The following is a 24,354-nucleotide window of genomic DNA, read 5'->3' on the forward strand; positions in this document are numbered from 1 at the left end:
CGGTCCCTGTAGCAACTGGCTCACGCGTAAACAGAAACGCCCCGGGCAAGCCGGGGCGTTCTGGGGATCACACGGAGGGGTTTAAAACTTAACGCACGCCCGACTGGCGCAGTGCCGCTGGCTGGAAGTCAGCCTTCGACGCACTGAAGCCGAAGTCGTAGGCCTTCTTCTCTTCGTTCTTCATGCCCAGCGCCAGGTAGCGACCCGATTGCAGGTCGTAGATGGCTTCCAGGGTGTACCACGGCACCTGCACGTTGTAGTAATCCTGGGCATGCGCCTCGGATACACGCCACAGCTGGTCACGACCGTCGTACTGGTCGATCACTGCCGCCTGCCAGGTGTCTTCGTCGATGTAGAAGTCACGCTTGGCGTAGATATGGCGCTGGCCCGGCTTCAGGGTGGCCACCACGTGCCACACACGACGCAGCTCGTAACGGGTCAGGTCCTGGTTGATGTGACCGGCCTTGATGATGTCGGCGTACTTCAGGGTCGGCGAATCGAGCTTGTAGCTGTTGGAGGCAATGTACATCTCTTTCTTGCCTTCCAGCTTCCAGTCGTAACGATCCGGCGCACCGTTGTACATGTCGAGGTTGTCGGAGGTACGCAGGCCGTCGGCGGCAGTACCCGGACCGTCATACGACACCTGCGGCGCCTGCCGCACACGGCGCTGACCGGAGTTGTAGACCCACGCCTTGCGCGGTTCCTTGACCTGGTCGAGGGTCTCGTGCACCAGCAATACGGTACCGGCCAGGCGTGCCGGCGCGGTCACTTCCTGCTTGAAGTAGAACAACACGTTGCCCGGATCGGCTGGGTTGAAATCCTTCATCTTGTCGCGGAAGACGAACTGGTCCTGGAAGTACACCAGGCTGTACGAGCCGTTGGTTTGCGGCGTGGCCTGGGTGACCAGACGGGTCACGCTGCCGCCCCGGTAACGGGTGATGTGGTTCCAGATCACCTCGACGCCGTCCTTCGGAATCGGGAACGGAATCGCGGTCTGGAAGTCCGCCAGGCCGTTGCCGCCCTGCACCAGGGTGGTTTTGGTGGCGTTCTGCTTGATGGCGGCAAACACCTCATCCGGCACGGTGGCGCCACGGTGGGTCGGGTACACCGGGATCTTGTAGGTGTCCGGGTAGCGCTTGAGCATGGCGATCTGGCCAGGCGAGAGCTTGTCCTTGTACTGGTCGACGTTCTGCGCGGTGATGGTGAACTTCGGCTTGTCGCTGCCATACGGGTCCGAGAGGAAGCCCTTGGCATCCACCGAGCCCGCGGTTTTCGACAGTGGCGCCCAGGCGGTGATCGAACCGTCGGCGTTACCGGCTTTTTCCGCGCCCATCGGGGTCAGGGTGGTCCCCAGTTTTGCCGCTTCGTCAGCGGACACCGCAGCCATTACGCTGGTGGCCAGCAGGGACAATCCCAGTACCCCGGCTTTCAGCAGACGCTTGGTTGTATTCATTGTCATGGTCTTCCTGAATCAATGCGCTTAGAAGTTCACGCCGAAGCTGAGGGCGACGAAGTCACGGTCATCCACGGTGCTGTACTTGCCGTCGAAGAAGTTGGTGTACGACAGGCTGGTGGTGTAGGTGTTCTGGTACTCGGCGTCCAGGCCCAGGCTGATTGCCTTGCGCCCTTCCTCGAAGTTGCCGCCAGGGCCTGGCGAGTAGCCTTCGACGTCATGCGACCAGGCCACGCTCGGCTTGAGGTTGACCCCGGCGAACACGTCCGGGTAATCCCAGATGGCACGTGCGCGGTAGCCCCACGAGGTGCTGGTGGTGTAGCCGTCTTTCTCGCAGTTGCGGCTCAGGTTGGCGCTCGACGTGCCAGGCCCGGCACCCGCGATGGTGCCGGCGTTGAGGATCTGCGAGCAGGTGTTACGACCGCCCGTGCTTGGCAGCGGGCCAGGGCCGAACACCGGGTCACGGCCATAACGCATCTTGTCTGCGCTCTCCAGGCCGCCGACGTGGGTAACCCCCACTTCACCCACCAGGGTCAGCCGGCTGGCGCCCATGACCTGATCGAAGAAGTGCGTCAGGGTGGTCTGGAACTGGGTGATTTCCTTACGGTTGTAACCGTGCAGGTCCTGACCGGCCACGCCCTTGAGCAGCGAGGCGTTGCTCAGACCGAAGGCCGGGTGCAGCGATGGCGAGGCCACACCGGCGTAGAGGATGTCGGTGGTGTTCAGTTGCACTGGCGCGTTCGGCCGGTAGCTGACCTCACCGCTCCACGCCGTGCCGGTAGGCAGGGTGGTGGAGAAGCTCAGGCCGTACAGGCGAATGTCTTCCGGGTATTCGACGAAGTAGCTGGAGTTGCCGGCCACGATCAGCGGTGCGGCGGTGCCGGAGGCGTTGGCGATGGTATAGGCCCGTGCCGAGGCGCCCTGGGCACTGAAGATCGGCGCCCGGCTGTGGTAGTTCATCGCGTAGGCACCGAATTCGGTGTTCAGCGGCTCGAACACGTAGTGCATGGCCACGCCCCACTGGCCGCTGTCGCGGGCATCGCGGTCCGGGCCACGGCGTACCAGCACACCTTCGGCGTTGACGTCGACGCCCAGTGGACGCAAGCCAGCTTGCTGTGCAGCACTCAGGGTGCGCGAACTGTTCAGTACGCGCAGGTTGTTGTCGCAACCGTCGGCAATCACGTCGGGCTGGGAGAAGAAGGTGCCGCAGTTGTCGACAACGGTCTGGTCCCACTCGATCTGGTAGAAGGCTTCGGCCGAGAGGTTGTCGGTGAGGCTTTGCGACAGGTAGAACATGTTGACCGGGATCAGGCCTTCCTTGATCTCGGCACCGGGGCGGCGGAACGCCGACACATCGATCGGGTTGATCGAGTTGATGCCGCCACCGATGAAGGTACTTTCACCCCAGCTCACAACCTGCTTACCCACCCGTACCGAACCTGGCAGGTCGGCGATGGAGTAGTTGTGATAGACGAATGCGTCGAGAATCTGTGCGCCGGAGGATTTGGCGCCCTCTTTACGGTTCGAGTCGCTGATGTCCTTGAACTCGCGGCTTTCGTCCTTGAGTTCGAAGTCGTACCAGTACTTGCCACGAACGAATACGCCGGTGTCGCCGTACTTCAGTTCAAGGTCATGGATACCCTTGAAGATCTTCGAGAAGGTTTCACCGCGCTTGAAGTTCAGGTGACCGTCATCAGAGGTTTGCGACAGGCCCTTGCCGCGGTTGTTCACGCCGATCAGGTTCTGGTTCGGGCTTTCGGTAGACCAGCTGGCCCCCACGGACAGCGACGAGTCAAACGAGCCTTCAATTTCTCCGATGTTGAAACTGACGCCGAATGCAGGACCGGCGAGCGTAGAAGCGAGGCTGACAGCCAGGGGCAGTTTCGCCCGGCGCCAGAACAGATTTGCTGATGTCATCGACGCTACTCCATGTACTTTATTTTTATGGCAGTGAGTCCTTCTGGAAACGTCTCGATCGACCGGCGGTGAACAGCCGTGCTGGTCGGCCAAAGTGGCATGCGCAGTCAGTTGCGCGGTCCCCCATTCCCAAGAATCCCCTGACCCGACTATAGCCAGCAGGTACTAGTGCTTGATCCCTCTAAAGTGTGATTTGCACTGTCGGCACTCGCCGCCAAGGGCAAACACGGCTAGCGCACCGCTGGCTGGGTGGAAGAATGGCTGAAAAAACCGATTTGACAAGGCGAGCGTGTCTGGCCCGCGGTTCGCGCCCGCTTGGACGCGAACCGTGGAAGCGTCAGAGGGTGGAGAGGAAGGCGCTGTTGCTGGCTTGCCACTGACTGATATCGATGCGGATACGCTTCTTGTCGAGCTTGCCGACACTGGTCTTGGGAATTTCGGTAACAAGGGCAATCTGGCTGGGGATCGCCCACTTGTTGATGTGGCCCAGTTCGACAAACGGCTTGAGGTGTTCCTTCAATGCCCGCGCGTCGATGCTCAGGTCCTCGTGCACCACCAGCAGGGCAAACGGCCGCTCGCCCCACTGCGGGTCGGCCACACCGACCACGGCCACCTCGCGCACCGCCGGGTGGCGACTGATCAGGTCTTCGAGTTCCAGCGACGAAATCCACTCGCCGCCGGTTTTGATCACGTCCTTGATGCGGTCGCGGATATCGATCACACCCATGCTGTCGAGGGTGGCGACATCGCCAGTGTGCAGCCAGCCGCCCTGCCACAGCTCGGCGCCCTTCTCCGGTTCGCGGAAGTAGCCCATGGTCAGCCACGGCGCACGCAGCACCAGTTCGCCCTGGGCTTCGCCGTCGGCCGGGAGGAAGTTACCCTCGGCGTCGATCACCGCCGCCTCGACCAACGGCACCGGCACACCAGCCTTGATCCGGTAGGTGATGCACTCGTCCTCGCTGCCGGCCAGCAGTTCCTCGTTGAGGTGGGCACAGGCTACCAGCGGGCAGGTTTCCGACATGCCGTAGGCGGCGGTCAACTGGATCCCGCGAGCCTTTGCCGCTTCGTACAGGGCGCGGTTCAGTGCGCTGCCGCCAATGATGATCTTCCAGCCGCCAAAGTCGACGTTCTGGGCATTCTTGGCGTTGAGCAGCATCTGCAGGATGGTCGGTACACAGTGCGAGAAGGTGACGTTTTCCTCGCGCCACAGCTGGCAGAGCATCTCCGGCTCGTAGCGGCCGGGGTAGACCTGCTTGAGCCCGAGCATGGTCGCCACGTAGGGGATGCCCCAGGCGTGCACGTGGAACATCGGCGTGATCGGCATGTACACGTCGTCAGTGCCGAGCAGGCGAATGCTGTCGTTGCTGCCGGTCACCGTGGCCACGCCGAGGCTGTGCAGCACCAACTGGCGGTGCGTGAAGTACACGCCCTTGGGGTTGCCGGTGGTACCGGTGGTGTAGAAGGTGGTGGCGACCGAGTTCTCGTCGAAATCCGGGAAGTCGTACAGCGGGCTAGCCGCTGCCAACAGTTGTTCATATTCGCCGACCAGGTTCGGCAGCTCGGCGGTCTTCTGCTCGCCGTCGGTCAGCAGCAGGGTTTTCTCCACCGTGGTCAGTTGCGGGGCAATGGTCTGGTAGAGCCCGACGAAATCGCTGTTGACCAGCACGAAGCGGTCGTCGGCGTGGTTCATGGTGAAGAGGATCTGCTCCGGCGACAGGCGCACGTTGATGGTGTGCACCACCGCACCGATCATCGGGATGGCGAACATGCATTCCAGGTAGCGATGGCTGTCCCAGTCCATCACCGCCACGGTGTCGCCGGCCTTGACCCCGGCAGCGGTGAGCACGTTGGCCAGCCGCGCGATGCGCTCGTTGAGGGTCAGGTAGCTATAGCGCAACTGATCGCGGTAGACGATCTCCCGGGTTTTTTCATAGCGGCTGCCGGACATCAGCAGACGCTTGATCAACAGCGGGAATTCATAGGCGCCCTCGGCGGGGGCAATGACGCGTGTCTGCAACATTCGGAGTCCCTTTTCTGGAGTGCACAGCGTGGCCAAGAAACAGGCCCTTACTCTAGATCGGGGTGGCGCCAGTCAAATCAGCCAAAGGAATGATTTGACCGGCGCCGCTGGCTTAACAACCAGTGGCCAGCACGGCCGGCCTCAGTGCATTTCGCTGAAGGCGATCTTGATGCCCAGGGCGACCAGCACCGCGCCCATGCCGCGGTCGAACCAGTGGCCCATGCGGGCAAAGCCGGCACGCACGCGGGCCTGGCTGAACAGCATCGCTACCAGGCAGAACCACAGGCCGGTGGCCAGCGCCAGGTACACGCCGTAACCGGCCTGCACCAGCAGCGGCGTATGCGGGTTGATCACCACGGTAAACAGCGAGAGGAAGAACAGCGTGGCCTTGGGGTTCAGGCCGTTGGTCATGAAGCCGGCGACGAAGGCTGCGCGCGGCGTGCGCTGCACGGTCGAGACCTGGATCGCCTCGCTGCCCGGCGCCGCCGGACGCGCACGCAGGGCCTTGATGCCGATGTACACCAGGTAGGCGGCGGCGGCCCATTTGAGCAGGTTGAACAGCATGATCGACTGCGACACGATCAGGCCGATGCCCAGCAGCGAATAGCCCACATGCAGGAAGATCGCCGTGCCCACGCCAAAGGCGGTCCAGGTGCCGGCACGGCGGCCGTGGCTGACGCTTTCGCGCACGACCACGGCGAAGTCCGGGCCAGGGCTGGCCACGGCCAGCAGGTGGATCAGGGCGACGGTGAGAAATTCTGCCCAGTACATGGAGGCTCCTTGTTATTGGTTGAAGCACCGGCGTCGGTGCCGGGGCGATACACAGTTTCCGACAAATTAGCGCTTGACTCTACCTCTAAGGGCAGACTCTACCCTCGGTGACTTCAATCAACACTGGAGTTGCTATGAGCAAACGTACACTGGTCGTTCTGGGCCATCCTTCCACAGACAGTTTCTGTGCGGCGCTGACCGACAGTTATGTGCAATCCGCCACCGCGGCCGGCCATGAGGTACGGGTACTCGACCTGCCGCGGCTGGCCTTCGATCCGGTCCTGCATGAAGGCTACCGCGAGGTGCAGGCACTGGAGCCGGACTTGCTGCACGCGCAGCAGGAGATCCTCTGGGCCGAGCACCTGGTGTTCGTCTACCCGATCTGGTGGGGTGGGATTCCGGCATTGCTCAAGGGCTTCTTCGACCGGATCCTCCTGCCCGGGTTTGCCTTCAAGTACCGCAAGGGCTCGCCGTTCCCGGACAAGCTGCTGAAGGGGCGCACGGCGCACCTGCTGGTGACCATGGATACGCCGCCGTGGTACTACCGCTGGGTCTACCGCATGCCGGGCCTGCACCAGATGCGCAAGACCACCCTGGCGTTCTGCGGGATCAAGCCGACGCGGACCCTGACGTTCGGGCCGATTCTGGGCTCCACCGCGGCCCGCCGCGAAAGCTGGCTGGCCCAGGCCCGCGCGGTCGCCGGGCAGTAATGCGCTGAAACCGCCGGCCCTGTGGGCCGGCAACGCCGGCTCCCACAAAGACCGTCGCTTGTGTAAAGATGGCGCCCTTCAGCACCTGCCCCTGCGGCCTGCCCCTCGGTTTACCGAGGTCGGGCGCATGCTCCGTGCCGCCTGATCTGGAAGGGAATCCCATGTACATCGGCAAAGCAGCCCAATTGTCCGGCACCACCGTTAAATGCATCCGCCACTACGAGAAGATCGGGCTGCTGCCCGAACCCCGGCGCGAAGGCAAATACCGCATCTACAGCCAGCAGAGCGTCGAGCTGCTGAGCTTCATCAAATGCGCGCAGCAACTGGGTTTCAAGCTCAAGGAAATGCAGGCGATGTTCCAGAACCTGCAAGGCGACGAGATCCCCTGGGACCTTGCCCAGCAGGCCATCCAGCAGAAAAAGCACGAGCTGCGCACCCAGATCGACCAGTTGCAGGGCCTGCACGACGCACTCGATTCCTTCGAGTACAGCGTACAGGACGCCCGCAATCAGTGCCGCCTGGAGCAAAGCCCGTACCTGGAGCCGCCAGCCCTGGCCTGAAGGCGCCTGTTCCGCCTGTTACGGCGCCAGCGCCGGCGGCCGCACTCAGCCGACGCTGCTCTGGGCCTGGCCGCCTGCCGCCAGCGTCTCGGCCTGCGGCTTGATCGCCGCGAAGAACCACGGCGAGATCAGGGTCACCAGCAGCAAGGTGGTGATCCCACTGGAGAACAGCGCCAGGGCCACCAGCACGCCGAGGTCGACGATCGGCTTGTAGTCGGAGAAGAACAGCGCCATGAAACCGACCGAGAAGATCGTCACGTTGATCAGCGTGGAACGGCCGACGCTCTGCATCGCCTCAAGGATCGCCTCGTCGATGCCCATGCCCTGCTCCTTGAGGAACTTGATCCGCGACAGCAGGTGCACGGCATAGTCCACCACCCCGACCACCAGGAAGGTCACCAGCGTGGTGCCGATGTTCAGCTCGATGTCCAGCAGGTACATGAAGCCGTACACCGTCACCGAGGTGGTCAGCAGGGTGAGCATGCCGAGCAGGCCGAGGCGCACCGACTTGAGCCAGTACATCATCATCAGCGTCACCACCAGCAGCGCCAGGGTAAAGCTGAGCACCTGGCCCTGGGTGATCTCCTGCAGCACGCCGGTCCAGATGTAGGCAGTACCGGCATGGGTCACCTGCAGGTGGGCCGGTTTGTTCTGCTGCACCCAGGCGTCCAGCCGCGCCAGCATGGCCTGGTAGTCGCCGGCGACCGAGGAGGTCATGGTGTAGAGGGTCACGGCCTTGGAGTAGTCGGCGTTGAGCACGTTGCGCAGGTCGGAGCCGCCGCCGTTCTCGAACAGCATGATGTGCTGCTCGATCAGCGCGTTGCCATCGACCTCGAAGCGCTCCGGCTGCCCGTTGTCATCCACCCCCAGCACCTGCTCGCGGGCCTGCGGCACCCGCAGGAACTCGGGGTTCATGTCGTTGAGCACCAGGTTCATGCGCTTGATGTAGGTGGCCAGCGAATAGGTGTAGCTGACGTGCGGCTGCTCGCGCAGGAACTGGTCGAGCCGGTCGAGGAACTGCACCACCTCGGTGTCGAGCATGCCGCGCGGCGCCTTGCTGTCGAAGGCAATCCAGCCCGGTGCGGTGCCGGCCACCTGGGCGCGGTTGATGAACTCGTCGGAGGTACGCACCGCGCTCTGCGGTTCGAAGTAGGCGATCCCCGAGTCCTCGATGTCGACCATGAAGGTGAACACGCTCATCATTGCCAGCAGCGGCAGGCTGATCAGCAGCGCCGGCCGGCGCCGACGGATCAGCCAGGCACAGCAGGCGACCAGCGTGCTGGAGATGACTGAGGTGCGCCCGATCACGCGCCTGTTCGGTGCCTGATCCTTGCCCCAGGCGAAGATCCACGCCGGAATCAGCAGCAGCGAGATGATCAGCGCCGCGGTCAGGCCGATCGACATGAACAGGCCGAAGTTGCGGATGCTGACGATGTTGTTGGTGGTGGAAATGACGAAGGTGGCGATGGTCGTCGCCGTCGTCAGCACCACCGGCACCACCATCAGGCGCATGGTCTGGCGCCCGGCTTCGCGATGGCTCTTGCCGGCATTGAGCTGCTCGTAATACTCGGCCATCACGTGGATCGCGTCGGAGCAGCAGATGGTGAACAGGAACACCGGCAGCACGCTGGTCAGCAGGTCGAACGGCACCTTGAACAGGGCCATCAGGCCCACCGTCCAAATGGTGCAGAAGAGGATGTTGAACAGCGGCAGCATCACCCCCAGCGGCTTGCGGAAGCAGGCGATCAGCAACAGCGTGACCAGGATGAACACCACCGGGAACAGCACAGCGATGTCGTGATCGATGATTTCCTGCTGTGCCGCGATGAAGATCGGCATGCCGGCAATGAACACCTCGTCGCGCAGTTGCGGGTGCGCGGCCTGGTAGTCGGCGACCAGCTGGCGCACCTGCTGGTAGGCACGCAATTGCGCCTGGGCGTCATCCTGCTTGGTGCCCAGCTCGGCCACCACCAGCGCCACCTGGCGGTTGGGCGAGACCAGCCCGCCGACCAGCAGCTCGTTGTTCATCACCAGCGCCTCGACCTGTTTCGGGTCCATGTCGAAAGCGTTGAGGGTCTTGTGAATCCACAACTGGCCGTCGCTGGCCAGGCTGATGTTCTCGGTGTCGGCTATCGAGGCCATTTCCTGGATCGGGTTGACCCGCTCGGCCAGGTAGCGCAGGAACTGCTGGTCATGGCTTTCCCAGCCATTGGCCTGGGCATGGTCGCGCAGCCGGCGCACATCGGCCTGGTCGCTCTGGGCAAAACCGTCGGCCAGAATCGCCGCGCTCAGGGCCTGCGCCGTGGCGTCCTGCGGGTGCCGCGCCAGCAGTGCCTCAAGGGTCTTGCGGTCCTGGTCGTTGGCCAGCATCAGCTTGCGCATCGACTTGGACATGGCGAACACCGCGTTCAGCGTTTCCTCGTTGAACACCCCGTCCGGGTTGTTGAACGCCACCATCACCGAATCGTAGGTGCCGGTGAATTCCTTCTGCAGGTCGATGATGGTCTTGCGCGCCGGGTGGCTTTCCTTGAGCAGATACGGGTTGGTATCGGCCATCAGCGCGCCCAGGGTGTAGGTGAACCAGGCGGTGATCGCCACTAGGGTGAAGACGATCAGCTTGGCGTGGCGCTCTACCAGGTTCAGGTAGCGCTCCATCAGGTCGGTGTGCGCCTTCATCGTGCCGTTACCCGGAACTCAGGCGTGTCGCCGCTCTTCAGGCCACGGCGGATGGCGGTCTGGGTGAACAGCTTGTCGTCCAGCTCGACGTTGTACTGCAACTGGTTGAAGCGCAGTTGCGAGCGCGTGCCGTTGACGAAGTGCTCGACCTGGCTGAGGGTGATGCTGTCGATGCCGTCGAGGTTCTCCACTTTCTGCGTGCGCAGCTGCTTGATCATCACCCCGCGCGTGTCGAAGTAGTCCTGGCGCATGACCAGCGAATTCTGCTTGTCGATCCAGACTTTCAGGCGGTTGTAGCCGGTCTTGGCCAGCACCTGCTCGGAGGACGGCTCGCGTTCGAGCACATAGCACGCGCGGCCGTCGATGGTCTCCTCACCCAGCAGGGTCTGGCGGTAATCGCTGACGCGGATGTTGTCGAGATCGGCATAGGAGAAATCGCTGCCCATGAAGGCACCGCGCTTGTCGGTGGTGGAGATGCGCCGGGTCTGCCGGCTGACCGGCAGGTACATCCACTGGCTGTCTTCAACGCCGCGTTCTTCCTGCGGGTTTTCGATGTGGAAGGCTACGTCGCGCACGTCGCTCGGTGCGGAGAAGTGCATGGTGAATTTGTCGCCGTCCGGGTAGTCCTTTTGCAGGTAGCTAAACTCGCGCACACGGGTATTGCCCTGCTTGTCGACCAGTACCAGCGACACCTGCGACATGAAGCTGCGGCCGTCCTCGCGGTCGCGGGCCTGGCGGATGATGTCGTCGGCGTTGGGCGCCGGGGCAGCCAGCACCAGGCTGGAGGTGAACAGCAGGGTGCCCGCGCAGAGGCCGTGGATAAATGACATGGTTAAGTCCTTTTGAGTGTCAATGAGCGGTCAGAACAGGTAGCCGGCCGAGAGCCGCACCTGATCGCGTTGGTCGTATTCGCCAAACGGGCGATCCTGGCGGCCGGCGAACACGTCGACCTCCAGCCCGAGCTTCAGCCAGTCCACTGGCTTGTAGGTAAAGATGCCCTGCAGCAGCAGGTCGTCGCCGGCCGGCGGCGACATGGCCAGCACCAGGCGGGTTTTCAGCCGGTCCTGGAAGTGGTTGCCCTCGCCGGACAGGGTGAACAGGTGCTCGCGGCGGTCCTGCAGCATGCCCTGCTGCCAGTCGAGCAACTGCTGCTCCTGCCACTGCACCGAGATCAGCCAGTTGCGCCACAGGTAATCCACCCCGAGCAGGGCTTTCAGCATCGGGCTCTGGTCGCTGCCATAGGTGCGGTACGGGTTGCTCACCCGCCAGTGGTCGAAGTAGGCCACCTCGCTGCGGATCACCACGCTGTGCCCGGCGTCGTAGGCCAGGCCACTGCCGAGCATGGTGTAACGTGGGAACTGCCGTTCCAGCGCCAGCAAGCCGTCGTCGGTCACCCCGCGCACGGCGTACACCGGGTCTTGCTGGCGCGCGTTCAGGGCCACCACACTGAGGTCCAGGCGCCCGACCCGGCCATTGGCGCTGAGGCCATAGCCGAAGCCGTCGGCGCCGTCGTAGCCGGGCTTGGACACCAGCGCGAACTGGCTCGGGTCCGGGCGAGCGAACAGCGGGGCGTCGAACTCGCTACCTTCGGCCGGCAACTGGTTCTTGATGAACTGCGTGGTCCACAGCGCCTCCAGCTCCCATTCGCCCAGCGGCTGGGTGAAGCGCAGCATCGGTACGGCGATGCGGCTGTCTTCGAGCAGCGCGGTAAGGCCTTCGCGGTAGTCGATCGGGTTGATCTGGTCGAGTACCCGCAACTCGTCGGCACGCCCCCACACCACCTGTTGCCAGCCGGCGGTCAGCTCGCCGTCGCCGACATAGTGGCCCCAGTACAGCTCGCGCCAGTCGGCACTGAAGCGGTAGTCGTCGCGGGCTTCGCGGCTGTAGGGGCTGTTGCCGTCGTAGCGGAAGTCGTAGCGCACCCGGCCGCGGGCCTTGTAGTAGCCACTGTCCCAGCTGTGTTCCAGGGCCGCCTTGAAGTACAGCGCCTTCTGCGTGACGCGGTCGTCGCCGTGCAGGCGCACGGCGCTGGCCACGCCGATCTCGGCTTCGGCGTGCTCCGGCATCAGGTTCGCCTGCGCCGCCGCCCCGCCGCCCAGGCCGAGGGCCAGCAGCAGGCTGTTTGCAGCTCTCCATCTGCGCATGCCTACATCCCCAACCCGGCGCCGCCGTCGATCAACAGGCTTTGCGCGGTCACCCCACCGGCCTGCGGGCTGGCCAGGTAAAGCACCATGCCCGCCACTTCGTCGGCCTCGATGAAGCGGCGCAACGGCAGTTTCTTTTTCGCGTTGCGCAAAATGTCGCGCTCGCTGATCCCGGCAATCTGCGCCTGGGTCGCCAGCTCGCTGCGCAGCATCGGCGTGTCGATCCAGGCCGGCAGAATGGCGTTGACCGTGATCCGCCGTGGTGCCAGGTCCAGCGCCAGTGCCTTGGTCATGCCGATGATGCCGTGCTTGGACGCGCAGTACGCGGTGTTGCGCACCTTGCCGGCGCGGCCGAGGATCGACGCCATGTTGATGATCCGCCCGCCGTCGGCCATCAGCGGCAGGCACAGCGAGGTGACATGGAAAGTGCCGTGCAGGTTGACCGCGATCACCCGGTGCCAGTTGTCGAGGTCTTCCGGCTCGTTCTCGGTGCAGATGCCGGCGCTGTTGACCAGCACGTCGACCTCGCCGAGGCGCGCCGAGAGTTGCTTGAACAGCGCTTGCAGGGCGCCCAGGTCGGCGACGTCACAACCGTGGGTCTCGACCCCGGCCTGCCACGGGTGGTCGGCCACCCAGTCGCGCAGCCCGGCCAGGTCCAGGTCGAGCAGGATCAGGTGCTGCCCTGGCGCGTTGAAGGCCTGCGCCACAGCCTGGCCGATGCCCTTGGCGGCGCCGGTAATCAGTACGGTACGGGTCCGGCTCATGGCATTTTCATCCCGCCGTTTACCGCCAGGACCTCCCCGGTCAGGTAATGCCCCTGGTCGGCCAGGTAGAGCACCGCACTGGCGATTTCCTCGGGACGGGCGCAGCGCTTGATCAGCAGCCGCGACTTGATCTCGTCGCCATGCGCGGCCATCAGCGCCGCGCTCATTTCGGTTTCCACAAAGCCCGGAGCCACCGCGTTCACGCGGATATTGCGTGGCGCCAACTCGACCGCCAGGGCGCGGGTCAGGGCCTCGACCCCGCCCTTGGCGGCGGCATAGTTACTCTGCCCGCGACCGGGTTTCTGCGCGGCCACCGAGCTGAGGTTGACGATGCAACCACGCCGCGCCGCCATCATCCCCGGGATCACCTGCTGACAGCACAGCAGGGTGCCGATCAGGTTGGTCTGGATCACCTCGCTGATGTCTTCCAGGCGCTGCGTCGCTAGCAAGCCGTCGCGGGTCACCCCAGCGTTGTTGACCAGCAGATCGACCTGGCCGAGCCAGGCCTGGGCCTGCTCGAAGAAGCCTGCCACGCTGTGCAGGTCGCGCACGTCGCAGGCCAGCGCGAGGCTTTCGCCACCGCTGTCATGGACCTGATCGCACAGCGCTTCGGCCGCCTCGCGGCCCTGTACATAACTGAAGGCGACCCGGTAACCCGCTGCAATCAGCGCCAGCACCAGCGCCTTGCCAATGCCGCGGCTGCCACCGGTAACGATGGCTGTCTTGTTGTTCATGCTCATCCCTTACAGCGAGTTGTCGGTTTTGAATTGCGCCAGGCCGAAGCCGTGCAGACGGGCCAGGGCGCGGATCTGCTGCACCTGCTCGCGGCTGATGTCGCCGTAGGAATAGTGCTGGCGCATGCCGGCCAGCCCCATCAGCACCGACTCGGCCATGCAGGCATACAGCTGGCCTTGCTTGAGGTAGGCGCGCACGTTGCTCGCCAGGCCGTCGCCCAATGGCGTCTGGACAATCCCGCCGTGCATGTAGAGCACGTCCGGGCGTTGCGCCGGCAGGGCCTGGTCGACGTTCAGCGGCACGGCGATGTCGCAGATCACGCTGCGCTCGGCGAAGTGCTCGGCGCCGAGGAACGCCTGCGGCGCATTGGCGGCGCAGAGCACGATGCGCGCTTCGCGCAGGGCCAGCAGGTCGTTGCTGACCTGCACCCAGGCTTCGTTGCCGAGCCGCTGCGCGACCCAGGTAAAGATGCGCTGGCCGAGGTCGGCGCTGCTCGCATGGTTGTCCAGCAGGGCCTGGAAACCATCCAGGCCGAGCAGCCGCGCAGCCAGCCGGTCGTGCTCGGCGCGGCCCTTGAGAATCGAGCGGGCGGCATCGGCGTAGATCAGGTGCGCGGTTTTCTCCAGACGGCGCAGCGAGCCTTCGCGGCCGCTGCCGATCAGGATCAGCCGGTCGACCGACTCCGAGAGCAGCGAGGCGTAGGTGGAGGCGATGTTGCCGGCCGCGCCGACCACCGCCGCAGTCTGCCCGGCCAGGCTCACGCCCTGCTGCCGGCAGGCCTGCTCGATGGCTTCCAGGCCCATGCCGATGGTCAGGGCATTGCCCGAGGTCAGCGCCATGTCGGCGATCTTCAGCGCCTGGCAGTTGTTGGTAACGATCGAGGTGTACATGCCCAGGCCGGCCACCTGGTTGCCATCGGCGCGGGCATCCAGCACGCGGTTGCCGACTTCCTCGCGGATCGGTTCCAGGTCGCCGCTGGCGATGTAGCCGGCCATGTCGTTGGAGTCCATGCACAACGGGTACAGGGTGAATTCCACCGCCGTGCCCAGGCGCGACCGGATCAGCACCGGGCCGACCGGGGCCACGCGACGCTCCGGGCGAGTGCGCTGGATGAAGTTGCGCTTCTGCTCGGGGCTGAGCTGCGCCAGCGACGGGTCGGCATCGCCAATCGCATCGGCGTCGATCAGGTGGTTGATGAACGCCACCCGACCGACCACCGGGGTGTGTGGATCGGCCAGCAGGCCGCGGTCTTCCACCTCGAAGCAGGTGGCACGCGGCACCGGCCGCTCGATGCTATCGGCACACACTCCGGCGGCCAGCGGCAAGGCATCGCCGCGTTGCAGCAGGTCGCAGACCTTGGCCAGCGCCAGCAGCAGCGCGTCGATCTCGCCATGACTGATACAGGCCGGCGGCTCCAGGCGCAGCACATTGGAGTTGCTGCCCGACGGCGCCACGCGCATCCCCTCGAACTGCAACAGGTAGCCGGCAATCAGGTAGCCGAGTGCGTCGTTGTATTGCGCCGAGGCCTGCACCAACGAACCGCTGGTGGCCCGGTCATGCAGCTCGATGCCAAGCAGCAGGCCGCGCCCGCGCACGTCGGCGATCACCTGCGGGTAGGCGCTTTGCAGCTCGCGCAGGCCACGGCTGAGGTACTCGCCCTTGTCCTGCACCTCGCGCAGCAGCGCCTGCTCGTCGGCAAACAGCCGTTGCAGGGCGGCGCGGGCGATCTGGCAGGAGGCGTCGTCCTCGGCGAAGGTCGAGCTGTGGATATAGCTGAAGGCGTCTTCGTAGTGGCTGCCGCGAATCACCGTCGCGGCAATCTTCATCAGGCCGCCGCCCAGCGCCTTGGACAGGCAGTAGTAATCGCCGAGCAGGTTGAAGTGCATGCAGCCGAGGAAGGTCCCGGTGCGGCCGAAGCCGGACTGCACTTCGTCGACGATCAGCGGGCATTGCTGCTCGTTGCACAGCCGCCGCAGCGCCCGGTAAAACGCCAGCGAATGCTCGCGAATGCCGCCTTCGCCCTGGATCGGCTCCAGCAGTGCGGCCGTCAGGGCGCTGAACGGGCGCTGCTGCAACTGCAACTGCTCGCCATCCCAGTGCAGCGCCAGCCAGTATTTCTGGTGACGCTCGGCCAACTGCGGCAACTGCTCATGCTGCTGCGGGTCGACGAACTCGACCTGCAAGCCGAAGCGGGCGAACGGCTGGCGGTACTGCTTGCCGTAGGTGAGCTGGACGGTGTTGACCAGCTTGCCGTGAAAGCTGCCGCGCACGGCAACGAACACCGGTTCCACATGCAACTGGGCCAGGTTGTGCTGGCGCACCGCTTCGACCACCTGGCGCACGGTGGCATTGAGCAAGGTTTCCGGCAGCAGGCCGGCCGGCAGGGCCAGGGCGTGCGGGTCCAGTTCGCGGTAGGCACCGGCGTTTTGCAGCACCTCGCCCAGGGCGAAGTCGATCTCGTCGAACTGCGCCTGCATGCGTTTCTGGCGGACGAACTCGGCGTGCTTGATGGCAATTTCCACCGCTTCCGCACCGCTGTTGGAGAAGGTTGAAACGTAGTGCTCGTGAGTGCCCAGGGCCTGGTTGAACGCCTCGCTCAGTTCACGGGCAAGTTCGCCCGCTGCGCCGCGCACCGACAGCTGCGCATTGAACGGCACGCCGCGGTGCAGCAGTTGGCACAGCTGTTCGACGAACTGTGGGTCGTTGTGACCGAACAGCGCCGCGCCGTAGCCGCCGAGGAAGTCGGTGACGGTCACTTCCTGGCCTTGGGCATCGCGGTAGAACATCTGGCTGCCAACGGCCCGCTCGAACTGGCGATCGAGCCCCAGTGCCTGCAGCAGTTCGACATATTTCGGGCGAACGAAATCACGGTAATTCATCTGGCAACAATCCTTTGAATGAGAAACGTGGGGCAGCCGTCAGTGGCTGCCGGGCGTATCGTTGAGGTGTAACAGGCAGGTGGCGCTGAAGCCGTTGTCGTCCTGGCCGAGCACCAGCGCCTGGCGTAACGACGCCGCGCGCGTGGCCCCCTGGACCAGTGGCAAGGCGGCGCTCACCGGTTGTTCGAGGCCGGCCACCGCTGGCAGTTGCTGCGCCAGCAGCGCGCAGCGGGCCAACAGCAGGTCGGCGAGCAACGGCGCGGCGCTGAGCAGGCCGGTGATCGGCAAGGCACTGGTGACATGCTTGACCGCCGCCGGCAGCAAGGCCTCGGCCAGTTGCCGGTCGCGCGCCGGGCGGCCACTGCCGGCACACACGGCGAAGTCGGTGGGCTGGTCCGGCAGGCTCAAGGCATCGAGTCGTGCATGGCTGCTGAAGGCGTCCAGGCAGACCTGCGCTGCGGCCGGGCGCTCTTCGCGGCGGCGCAACACCAGCGCCACCGCGCCTTCGCCGGCAATACCGCCGCGCGAACGCCGGTCGAACGGCAGCACCTCGGTGGCGCCCTCGGCACTGATAGCGCCGCCACGCAACAGGTCGGCCAACCCCAGTGGGTCGAGCTCACTGCCGGCGCCGACCACCATGGCCACGTCGATGCGCCGTTCGAGCAGCGCTGCGCGGGCTTCGCGCAGGGCCGCCAGGTTGCCGGACACGCCCTGCATGAACGCCCCGCCCTCGCATTGCAGCTTGAGGTTCAGGCTCAGCACGCCGAGCAGGCCGTTGCTCAGGCCCTTGATGATCAGGAACGGGTCGAGCACACCCTCGTTGAGCACCTTGCGCGCCAGTTCGCGCATGTCGGCCACGCCGTCGCGGCGGCAGTCCTGCAACAAGCTGGCGTAAGAGGCCATCGACGGGTAGGTGAAGCCGCCCTGGCAGCAGTACAGGCCGTAGCGCAAGCCATCGCTGCCGGGCGTGATCCCGGCTTCGTCGATGGCCTGGCGCAAGGCACTGGCGCCCCAGAACAGCGACGGCGTGCAATAGCGATACAGGTTGCGCGCCATGTCGGCCTGGCAACGCTGCTGATCGGCCGCCGCCACCTGGGCGAAGGCGGCGACGCGGGAGCTGCGCAGCCATGGCGAGTCGATCGGGGCACTGCCGGCCCGCGCGTCGAGCGCGGCCTGCCAGAACGCCGGCACACCCCAGCCGCTGGCCAGCACCGCACCAGCGCCGGCAATTGCAATCGACTGGCTCATGCGCCCTGCTCCCGGTACTTGCCCAACACCAGCGCGGTGTTCAGGCCACCGAAGCCGAACGAGTTGCTCAGCGCCAACTGCACCGGCCGGCTCACCGCCTGGTGCGCGGTATAGTCGAGGTCGCATTGGCCGTCGGGCACATCCAGGTTCAACGTCGGAGGAATCTGGTCGTGCAGGCAAGACAGTGCCGTGGCCATCAGTTCCGGCGCCCCCGCCGCTGCGATCAGATGGCCGAACTGCGATTTGTTGGCGGTGATGGCCAGCCGCCGGTAATGCTCGCCGTCGGCAAACACCTGCTTGATCGCCAGGGTTTCGGCCACGTCGTTCAGTGGCGTCGAGGTGCCATGGGCGTTGATCAGGTCGATCTGGCCGGGAACAACGCCAGCGTCATCCAATGCGGCCTGCATCGCCAGCACGGCACCCTGCCCTTGCGGGTCGGGAGCAGTGACCTTGTAGCCGTCCAGGCTGCTGCCGTAGCCGAGTACTTCGGCATACGGCAGCGCGCCGCGCGCCAGCGCCCGGTCGAGGCGCTCCAGCACCAGGAAGCCGCCGCCTTCGCCGGCCACCAGCCCGCTGCGGTGACGCTCGAACGGCCGGCACAGTTGCTGGCCCCAGCGCTGCTCGCTGCTGGCAGCGCCGAGCAGGTACAGCGCGGTCAGGGTATCGAGGCTCAGCACCGAGTCGGCGCCACCGGCCAGGGCCAGGTCGACCTCGCCCCGGCGGATCATCTGGAAAGCGTTACCGACGGCTTGCGAGGCACCGGCACAGGCGCTACTGATGTTGATCACCGGCCCTTCGCAACCGAGTTGGTCGGCAATCACCCGCACCAGGCGGTCGTTGCTCTGACGCAGCGAACCACAGGCATTGACCTGCGCCTGGCGGTCCATCAGGTAGCGCCAGGCCGGCGCCTCGTCGGGCTGGCCGGCGGCGCACAGGAGCATGTCGCCGAGCATGTGCTGCGGCGCGCCGGAGGCACACAGCACCGCCGCGTCGCGCCACTGCTCGCGGCTCAGGCCACTATCGTCGAGGGCCTGGCTGGCCGCCACCCAGCCATAGCGGCTACGGCGCTCCAGCGGGCGCTGCCAGGCCGGGTGCTCGCGAAGGTAGGCCGGCATCGTTGCCAGGTCGACCGGGGCGGCAAAGCGCACCGGGAACGTCCCGGCCTCGACGCCTTCCGGCTGCCACGGGCGAATGCAATGCTGGCCCTGCAGCAGTGCGTGCCACATTTGCTGCCATTCAAAGCCGAAGCCGGTCACCGCGCCCATGCCGGTGATCACTACACGGTTGCCGCTCATACTGCCTCCTTGGCGGGTGCCGCGAGCAACACCGCGCCCCAATGTCCGGCCTGGCTGCGGTCGAGCAGCAGGGTGTACGCCACGGGCTGCGCCGCGTGTTGCTGGCGGTACAGCGCCAGCGCCGCTTCGCTGAGCAACTGCCCGGCGCCGAGGTCGCCGACGCGCGGCTGCAAGCTGTCGAGCAGCGTCTGCTCGGGGCCAAACAGGCTGACAACAAGTGGGTCGCGGCGGTCGCAGACAACCTGCTGCACATCGCCCAGGGTCAGGCGTTCTGCACGCAGGGCCTGCGCAATCACCCGCCCGGCGACGGCGGCGGCCTGGCTGGCATTGGCGCTGTAGCCACGGGCAATGCCAGCGATGCGCAGGGCATCGGCACTCGCGCGGTGGCTCAGCAGCAACGCTGCCGCGCCTTCGCCATACAGACGCTGGGCCTGGGCCGGCTCGCGCAGGTACAGCGCCGGGCTGATGTTCGGGCTGCTGCCGACCACCAGCGCCGCGTCGCCACGGCCCTCGGCCAGGCTGTGGAAGGCTTCGGCCAGAGCGTCGACGCCGGCATTGCTCTGCGAGCAGAAGCCGCCCATCGCCCCCCGGCAGCCCAGGCCCTGCGCAACGTAGGCCATGACACTGCTGTTGAGCAGGGTCAGCGCGTGCATTGGTGGGGTATGGGCCATGAATTGCACCAGTAGCTGCTCGGGTTGTTCGAGGATCGCCTGCACGGCCTCCCAACTGGTGCTGGGGCCGTCAACCTCGGGGATCGCTGCGGTCAGTACGATGCGCTGGGCCGGCAGTTCCAGCGCCGCCAGCGCTTCGGCCAGCCCGGCCGCGCAGTGCAGGATGCGCAGGCCCTGAGGCTCCAGGCCGCGCAGGATCTTGCGCTCGAAGACTTTGCCGGCCAGCTTCGGCGTGCCCAGGCAGAAGGCTTCGCGGCTGGCGTCGAAGCTCAGCGGTTGCGGCGCGGGCGCCGCGTGCAGCAGGTCGGCGCAGTGATCGCCGGCCGCATTGAGGACCGTCGCGGCGCGCAGGTAGACCGGCCGTTGATTGCTTGCATACATGGACTAAGCCCTCCCCAGGACCAGCGAGCTGTTGATGCCACCGAAGCCGAAGGAATTGGACAGCACCGCCGCAAACGCTTGCTGGCGGGCCTGGGTTGGAATGTTCAACGCCGGAAACTCGGCGTTCTGTGGGTCGTAGTTGAGGGTCGGGAGCACCGTGCCGCGCGCCAGCGACATCAGCGACAACACCGCCTCAAGGGCGCCGCTGCCGGCCAGCGAATGGCCGAGCGCCGACTTGTTCGCGGTGATGCTGACCTGCGCCAGGTGCTCGCCGAACAGCGTCTGCAAGGCCAGCGCCTCGCAGCGGTCGTTGCTCGGCGTCGAGGTGCCGTGGGCATTGACGTGACCGATAGCGGCCGGGGTCAGCCCGGCATCGGCAATCGCCGCCGCCATGCACTCGGCATACAGGCGGCCGTCGCGGCTGCTGGAGGTGATTTTCTGCGCCTCGCAGCAGTTCGCGTAACCCAGCACCCGCCCGCGTACTTGCGCGCCACGCCGCTCGGCGTGGGCACGCGACTCAAGCACCAGCAACGCTGCCCCTTCACTGATCACGAAGCCACAGCGGTCGTTCATGAACGGCCGGCTTTGCGCGGCGGCGGGCCAGTCAGCGCGTGCACACAGCGCGCCGAGGTTGTTGAAGCTGTAGTAGGGAAACTCGCTGGCCATCAGGTCGATGGCGCCACAGACCGCCAGGTCGATATCGCCCCGACGGATCGCCCGGAAGGCGCTGCCAATCGCCGTGGTGCCAGCGGCACAGGCATCGGAATGGGTCGAGGTGTGCTCGCGCACATCGAGTAGCGCGGCCAGGTGGCGGGTCTGCTGGTCGACGCGCCGGCCGAAGCCGGCCCGGCCTTGCTCGCCGGCAGCCAGGTAAGCATCGAGGTCGACACAGGCCTGGTCATCCATGAAGCGGCTGACCTCGGCCAGTTCGGCACCGCTGGCGTTGAACTTGTTCGCCCCCAGGAACACCCCGCTGGCCGCTCGGGCAAACGCCGCCGGCGCCAGCCCGGCATGCACCAGCACGCGCTGCGCCAGGTAATCGATCAGCGCCGATTGCCGCGGCAGCTCGCCGTCGCTGGCCGATACGCCGGCCTGCACGGCCTGCCACTGCTGCTGGTCGAGGTAACCAGCCACCGGGTTGGCGAAGCCCAGGCGTACAAACTCGGGGTGCTCGCGCAGGCTCGACTGACCGTTGGCCAGGCGTGCGAACAATGTGTCGGCATCCATTGCCTGCGGGGCGACCAGCGCGTAGCCGGTCACCACGACATCTTCTTCCCGCATGGTGGACACCTAGGCCACGGCCGCAACGCGCGCGGCGACAAACTGCTCGACCAGCGCCCGCGACACGCTGTCACCGTCCAACGGCGTCAGGCGCGCGCTGCACCCTACGCACACCACTTGCTGGCGGTCGTTCAGACGCGCCTGCTCGCCGGCACACTCCGGGCACTGCGCCGGCAGGTGGTTGAACAGGTTGTGGCACTGCAAGGCCCAGTTGCGCACGGTGGTGGCGGCGAACACATCCGCCGGCTGCATGCCGGCCTTGAGCTGGCCGGGGGCGTAGGCACTGAGGCTCTGCTGCAACAGTTCGACACCATCGTCGGTCAGGCGGCCGGCCTGCAGGAACGCCTCGGCATCGCCGCAGACGGCCACGGTGTGGTCAAGCACGCTGGTCTTGGGCAAGCTGCAAGCGTACTGGCGGCCGAGCTGGAAGCTCAGGTCGACGATGTCCAGCGAGTCGGCGCCCAGCTCTTCGACAATGGCGCTGTCGGCGCTGATTTCGTCCGCGTCCAGCACCAACAGTTGCGCGAGGATGTCGCGCACACTGAGGACCACCTGCTCCAGTTCCAATGGGTTGTTCATTGACCGATTCCTTGATCGTTTGAGGGTTGTTTTCTGCGCGTCGGGCGGGCTCCGCAAAGGGCTGCCGCGGTCATCCGAAGAAGGCTAAACCCTCCCCCTAAGGGGAGAGTCAATGTGCCAGCAATGGCTATTTGATGGACTGCCGTCCCATGTTTTGCGCCGGCGCGGATGTGCAGTAGGATCGCTCAAAGCCCAGCCTTGGCAGTTTGCGCCACCACCTCAGGACCCCTTGATGAACGCCCGATCCCGCGCCGTATTTCTCGACCACAGTTCCCTGGACCTGGGCGACCTCGACCTCGCTAGCCTGCGCGCCGCCTTCGGCGAATTGCAGCTGTACCCGGCCACCGCTGCGGAGCAGGTGGCCGAACGTTTGCAGGGTGCCAGCGTGGCGATCAGCAACAAGGTCATGCTCGACGCCGCCACCCTGGCCGCCTGCCCCGCGCTGAAACTGATCCTGGTGGCCGCCACCGGCACCAACAACGTCGACCTGCACGCCGCTCGCGCCCAGGGCATCGTGGTCAGTAACTGCCAGGGCTACGGCACGCCATCGGTGGCCCAGCACACCCTGGCCCTGCTGCTGGCGCTGGCCACGCGCCTGCCCGATTACCAGCAGGCGGTCGCCGCCGGCCAATGGGCGCAGGCCAAACAGTTCTGCCTGCTGGACTTCCCCATCGTCGAACTCGAAGGCAAGACCCTCGGCCTGCTCGGCCATGGCGAGCTGGGCGGGGCGGTGGCGAAGCTGGCCGAGGCGTTCGGCATGCGCGTGCTGCTTGGCCAACTGCCGGGCCGGCCGGCCCGCGACGACCGCCTGAACCTCGACGAACTGCTGCCGCAGGTGGATGCACTGACCCTGCACTGCCCGCTCAACGACGCCACCCGGCACATGATCGGTGCTCGCGAGCTGGCCCTGCTCAAGCCCGGCGCCTATCTGATCAACACCGCCCGCGGCGGCCTGATCGACGAGCAAGCCCTGGCCGACACCCTGCGCGCCGGGCACCTGGGCGGTGCAGCCACCGATGTGCTGAGCGTCGAGCCGCCGGTGCACGGCAATCCGTTGCTGGCCGCCGACATCCCGCGGTTGATCGTGACCCCGCACAGTGCCTGGGGCGCCCGCGAAGCGCGGCAGCGCATCGTCGGCCAGCTGAGCGAGAACGCCGTGGCGTTTTTTGCCGGCAGCCCGCGGCGGGTGGTCAGCTAAGCCCGGCGCGCTTCTGCTAGAATTCGCCATTTTTTTCAGGAGCCGTCGTCCATGGACCCGCGCAGTGAAGTGTTGCTTCGTCAGGCCGACTTGTTTCAGGGCTCGCTGCTGCTGACCGGGCTGCCCGCCGACGACCTGCTCGGCACGCTCGGCAACGCCCACGGCTGGTGCTGGCACGCCGGCGATCAGGCCGCCCTCGGGGCGCGCTTTGCCGGGCGCAGCCACTTTGGCGTGGAAGCGCCGACGCAGGCATTCGACGCGGCCGTGCTGTTCCTGCCCAAATCCCGCGACCTGGCCAATTACCTGCTCAACGCCCTCGCCTCGCGCCTGGGCGGGCGCGAACTGTTCCTGGTCGGCGAGAAGCGCGGCGGCATCGAGGGCGCGGCCAAGCAGCTGCATGCCTTCGGCAAGCCGCGCAAACTCGACAGCGCGCGGCATTGTCAGCTATGGCAGGTGACGGTCGAACACCCGCCGGTCGCGCAACCACTGCACAGCCTGGCGCAACGCTTCGAGCTGGTGTCGGGTGAGGCGGCGTTGCAGATCGTCAGCCTGCCGGGGGTGTTCAGCCATGGCCGCCTCGACCGCGGCACCGAGCTGCTGCTGGAACACCTGGACGCGCTGCCCGTCGGCAAGGTGCTGGATTTCGGCTGCGGCGCCGGGGTGTTGGGCGCGGCAATCAAGCAACGTTATCCACAAAGCCAGGTGCACATGCTCGATGTCGATGCGTTTGCCGTGGCGGCCAGTCGTCTGACCCTGGCGGCCAATGGCCTGGACGGCGAGGTGATCTGTGGCGACGGCATCGCTGCCGCGCCGCAGGACCTGGACGTGATCCTGAGCAACCCGCCGTTCCATACCGGGGTGCACACCAATTACCAGGCATCGGAAACCTTGCTGAAAAAATCGGCTGATCATCTGCGAAAAGGTGGCGAAATGCGTTTGGTGGCGAACAGCTTCCTGCGTTATCAGCCGCTGATCGAAGGCGCGCTGGGCAACTGCCGGATCCGCGCCGAAGGCAATGGCTTCCGGATTTACCAGGCCACACGCCGTTAAAAACTTCGCTTGCCGAATCAGT

19 protein-coding genes are annotated in these 24,354 nt (G+C 65.7%); 4 read left to right on the forward strand and 15 right to left on the reverse strand.

What is annotated here, in order from left to right; all coding sequences use genetic code 11:
- Positions 1-88 precede the first annotated feature (88 nt).
- The 4 genes from DCO48_RS02620 to DCO48_RS02635 form a co-directional block, all read right to left on the reverse strand.
- Positions 89-1,453: a DUF1329 domain-containing protein gene (locus tag DCO48_RS02620; protein ID WP_116549061.1), complete on the reverse strand. Its 1,365-nt coding sequence runs from the start codon at positions 1,451-1,453 to the stop codon at positions 89-91.
- Positions 1,454-1,480: 27 nt separating this feature from the next.
- Positions 1,481-3,370, reverse strand: coding sequence for a DUF1302 domain-containing protein (locus DCO48_RS02625; protein ID WP_116549062.1), 1,890 nt, complete (start codon positions 3,368-3,370; stop codon positions 1,481-1,483).
- Positions 3,371-3,707: 337 nt separating this feature from the next.
- Complete coding sequence (locus DCO48_RS02630) at positions 3,708-5,390, reverse strand: fatty acid--CoA ligase (RefSeq protein WP_116549063.1); 1,683 nt, start codon at positions 5,388-5,390, stop codon at positions 3,708-3,710.
- A 141-nt stretch (positions 5,391-5,531) separates the two neighbouring features.
- Positions 5,532-6,161, reverse strand: a complete 630-nt coding sequence (locus DCO48_RS02635; protein WP_116549064.1) for a LysE family transporter — start codon at positions 6,159-6,161, stop codon at positions 5,532-5,534.
- A gap of 134 nt (positions 6,162-6,295) precedes the next feature.
- Here DCO48_RS02635 and DCO48_RS02640 point away from each other — a divergent pair, with 134 nt between their 5' ends.
- Entirely contained in the window at positions 6,296-6,871 is a 576-nt protein-coding gene (locus tag DCO48_RS02640; RefSeq protein ID WP_116549065.1) for an NAD(P)H-dependent oxidoreductase, read from the forward strand.
- Between the two features lie 161 nt (positions 6,872-7,032).
- Positions 7,033-7,431 (forward strand): MerR family transcriptional regulator, encoded by a 399-nt coding sequence (locus DCO48_RS02645; RefSeq protein ID WP_116549066.1) that lies wholly within the window; start codon positions 7,033-7,035, stop codon positions 7,429-7,431.
- A gap of 45 nt (positions 7,432-7,476) precedes the next feature.
- Here DCO48_RS02645 and DCO48_RS02650 read toward each other — a convergent pair whose 3' ends face one another.
- The 11 genes from DCO48_RS02650 to DCO48_RS02700 are packed head-to-tail and all read right to left on the reverse strand — an operon-like array spanning position 7,477 to position 22,084.
- A complete protein-coding gene (locus DCO48_RS02650; protein WP_116549203.1) occupies positions 7,477-10,086 on the reverse strand; it encodes an RND family transporter in 2,610 nt (869 codons plus the stop codon).
- Between the two features lie 17 nt (positions 10,087-10,103).
- Complete coding sequence (locus tag DCO48_RS02655) at positions 10,104-10,937, reverse strand: outer membrane lipoprotein-sorting protein (RefSeq protein WP_116549067.1); 834 nt, start codon at positions 10,935-10,937, stop codon at positions 10,104-10,106.
- 30 nt (positions 10,938-10,967) lie between these two features.
- Positions 10,968-12,251, reverse strand: a complete 1,284-nt coding sequence (locus DCO48_RS02660; protein ID WP_371919478.1) for a DUF1302 family protein — start codon at positions 12,249-12,251, stop codon at positions 10,968-10,970.
- 2 nt (positions 12,252-12,253) lie between these two features.
- Positions 12,254-13,015, reverse strand: a complete 762-nt coding sequence (locus tag DCO48_RS02665; RefSeq protein ID WP_116549068.1) for an SDR family NAD(P)-dependent oxidoreductase — start codon at positions 13,013-13,015, stop codon at positions 12,254-12,256.
- A complete protein-coding gene (locus DCO48_RS02670) occupies positions 13,012-13,749 on the reverse strand; it encodes an SDR family NAD(P)-dependent oxidoreductase (RefSeq protein ID WP_116549069.1) in 738 nt (245 codons plus the stop codon). The genes DCO48_RS02665 and DCO48_RS02670 overlap by 4 nt, the downstream gene beginning before the upstream one ends.
- A 9-nt stretch (positions 13,750-13,758) precedes the next feature.
- Positions 13,759-16,629: an aminotransferase class III-fold pyridoxal phosphate-dependent enzyme gene (locus tag DCO48_RS02675; RefSeq protein ID WP_116549070.1), complete on the reverse strand. Its 2,871-nt coding sequence runs from the start codon at positions 16,627-16,629 to the stop codon at positions 13,759-13,761.
- A gap of 39 nt (positions 16,630-16,668) precedes the next feature.
- Positions 16,669-17,877: a beta-ketoacyl synthase N-terminal-like domain-containing protein gene (locus tag DCO48_RS02680; protein ID WP_116549071.1), complete on the reverse strand. Its 1,209-nt coding sequence runs from the start codon at positions 17,875-17,877 to the stop codon at positions 16,669-16,671.
- On the reverse strand, positions 17,874-19,172 hold the full coding sequence (locus DCO48_RS02685; RefSeq protein ID WP_116549072.1) for a beta-ketoacyl synthase: 1,299 nt from the start codon (positions 19,170-19,172) through the stop codon (positions 17,874-17,876). The genes DCO48_RS02680 and DCO48_RS02685 overlap by 4 nt, the downstream gene beginning before the upstream one ends.
- Positions 19,169-20,224 (reverse strand): beta-ketoacyl synthase, encoded by a 1,056-nt coding sequence (locus DCO48_RS02690; protein ID WP_116549073.1) that lies wholly within the window; start codon positions 20,222-20,224, stop codon positions 19,169-19,171. Before DCO48_RS02690 ends, DCO48_RS02685 begins: the two co-directional genes overlap by 4 nt.
- Positions 20,225-20,227: 3 nt before the next feature.
- The gene (locus tag DCO48_RS02695) at positions 20,228-21,505 is read right to left on the reverse strand and encodes a beta-ketoacyl synthase (protein ID WP_116549074.1); all 1,278 of its coding nucleotides are present in this window, start codon (positions 21,503-21,505) and stop codon (positions 20,228-20,230) included.
- A 9-nt stretch (positions 21,506-21,514) separates the two neighbouring features.
- Positions 21,515-22,084, reverse strand: a complete 570-nt coding sequence (locus DCO48_RS02700; protein ID WP_116549075.1) for an acyl carrier protein — start codon at positions 22,082-22,084, stop codon at positions 21,515-21,517.
- Between the two features lie 232 nt (positions 22,085-22,316).
- Here DCO48_RS02700 and DCO48_RS02705 point away from each other — a divergent pair, with 232 nt between their 5' ends.
- Both DCO48_RS02705 and DCO48_RS02710 read left to right on the forward strand, forming a co-directional pair.
- On the forward strand, positions 22,317-23,282 hold the full coding sequence (locus tag DCO48_RS02705; protein WP_116549076.1) for a 2-hydroxyacid dehydrogenase: 966 nt from the start codon (positions 22,317-22,319) through the stop codon (positions 23,280-23,282).
- A 51-nt stretch (positions 23,283-23,333) separates the two neighbouring features.
- Entirely contained in the window at positions 23,334-24,332 is a 999-nt protein-coding gene (locus DCO48_RS02710) for a class I SAM-dependent methyltransferase (RefSeq protein WP_116549077.1), read from the forward strand.
- The last annotated feature ends 22 nt before the right edge of the window (positions 24,333-24,354 follow it).

The sequence above is a fragment of the Pseudomonas sp. SDI genome (genome assembly GCF_003105155.1).
Taxonomy (GTDB): domain Bacteria; phylum Pseudomonadota; class Gammaproteobacteria; order Pseudomonadales; family Pseudomonadaceae; genus Aquipseudomonas.

Bases quoted from the DNA above. Each gene is read 5' to 3' on its own strand.
- DCO48_RS02695 (WP_116549074.1), bottom strand. From the start codon at position 21,505: ATGCGGGAAGAAGATGTCGTGGTGACCGGCTACGCGCTGGTCGCCCCG.
- DCO48_RS02640 (WP_116549065.1), top strand. From the start codon at position 6,296: ATGAGCAAACGTACACTGGTCGTTCTGGGCCATCCTTCCACAGACAGT.
- DCO48_RS02630 (WP_116549063.1), bottom strand. From the start codon at position 5,390: ATGTTGCAGACACGCGTCATTGCCCCCGCCGAGGGCGCCTATGAATTC.
- DCO48_RS02645 (WP_116549066.1), top strand. From the start codon at position 7,033: ATGTACATCGGCAAAGCAGCCCAATTGTCCGGCACCACCGTTAAATGC.
- DCO48_RS02650 (WP_116549203.1), bottom strand. From the start codon at position 10,086: ATGGAGCGCTACCTGAACCTGGTAGAGCGCCACGCCAAGCTGATCGTC.
- DCO48_RS02680 (WP_116549071.1), bottom strand. From the start codon at position 17,877: ATGAGCCAGTCGATTGCAATTGCCGGCGCTGGTGCGGTGCTGGCCAGC.
- DCO48_RS02705 (WP_116549076.1), top strand. From the start codon at position 22,317: ATGAACGCCCGATCCCGCGCCGTATTTCTCGACCACAGTTCCCTGGAC.
- DCO48_RS02710 (WP_116549077.1), top strand. From the start codon at position 23,334: ATGGACCCGCGCAGTGAAGTGTTGCTTCGTCAGGCCGACTTGTTTCAG.
- DCO48_RS02665 (WP_116549068.1), bottom strand. From the start codon at position 13,015: ATGAGCCGGACCCGTACCGTACTGATTACCGGCGCCGCCAAGGGCATC.
- DCO48_RS02700 (WP_116549075.1), bottom strand. From the start codon at position 22,084: ATGAACAACCCATTGGAACTGGAGCAGGTGGTCCTCAGTGTGCGCGAC.
- DCO48_RS02670 (WP_116549069.1), bottom strand. From the start codon at position 13,749: ATGAACAACAAGACAGCCATCGTTACCGGTGGCAGCCGCGGCATTGGC.
- DCO48_RS02685 (WP_116549072.1), bottom strand. From the start codon at position 19,172: ATGAGCGGCAACCGTGTAGTGATCACCGGCATGGGCGCGGTGACCGGC.
- DCO48_RS02655 (WP_116549067.1), bottom strand. From the start codon at position 10,937: ATGTCATTTATCCACGGCCTCTGCGCGGGCACCCTGCTGTTCACCTCC.
- DCO48_RS02660 (WP_371919478.1), bottom strand. From the start codon at position 12,251: ATGCGCAGATGGAGAGCTGCAAACAGCCTGCTGCTGGCCCTCGGCCTG.
- DCO48_RS02690 (WP_116549073.1), bottom strand. From the start codon at position 20,224: ATGTATGCAAGCAATCAACGGCCGGTCTACCTGCGCGCCGCGACGGTC.
- DCO48_RS02635 (WP_116549064.1), bottom strand. From the start codon at position 6,161: ATGTACTGGGCAGAATTTCTCACCGTCGCCCTGATCCACCTGCTGGCC.
- DCO48_RS02675 (WP_116549070.1), bottom strand. From the start codon at position 16,629: ATGAATTACCGTGATTTCGTTCGCCCGAAATATGTCGAACTGCTGCAG.
- DCO48_RS02625 (WP_116549062.1), bottom strand. From the start codon at position 3,370: ATGACATCAGCAAATCTGTTCTGGCGCCGGGCGAAACTGCCCCTGGCT.
- DCO48_RS02620 (WP_116549061.1), bottom strand. From the start codon at position 1,453: ATGAATACAACCAAGCGTCTGCTGAAAGCCGGGGTACTGGGATTGTCC.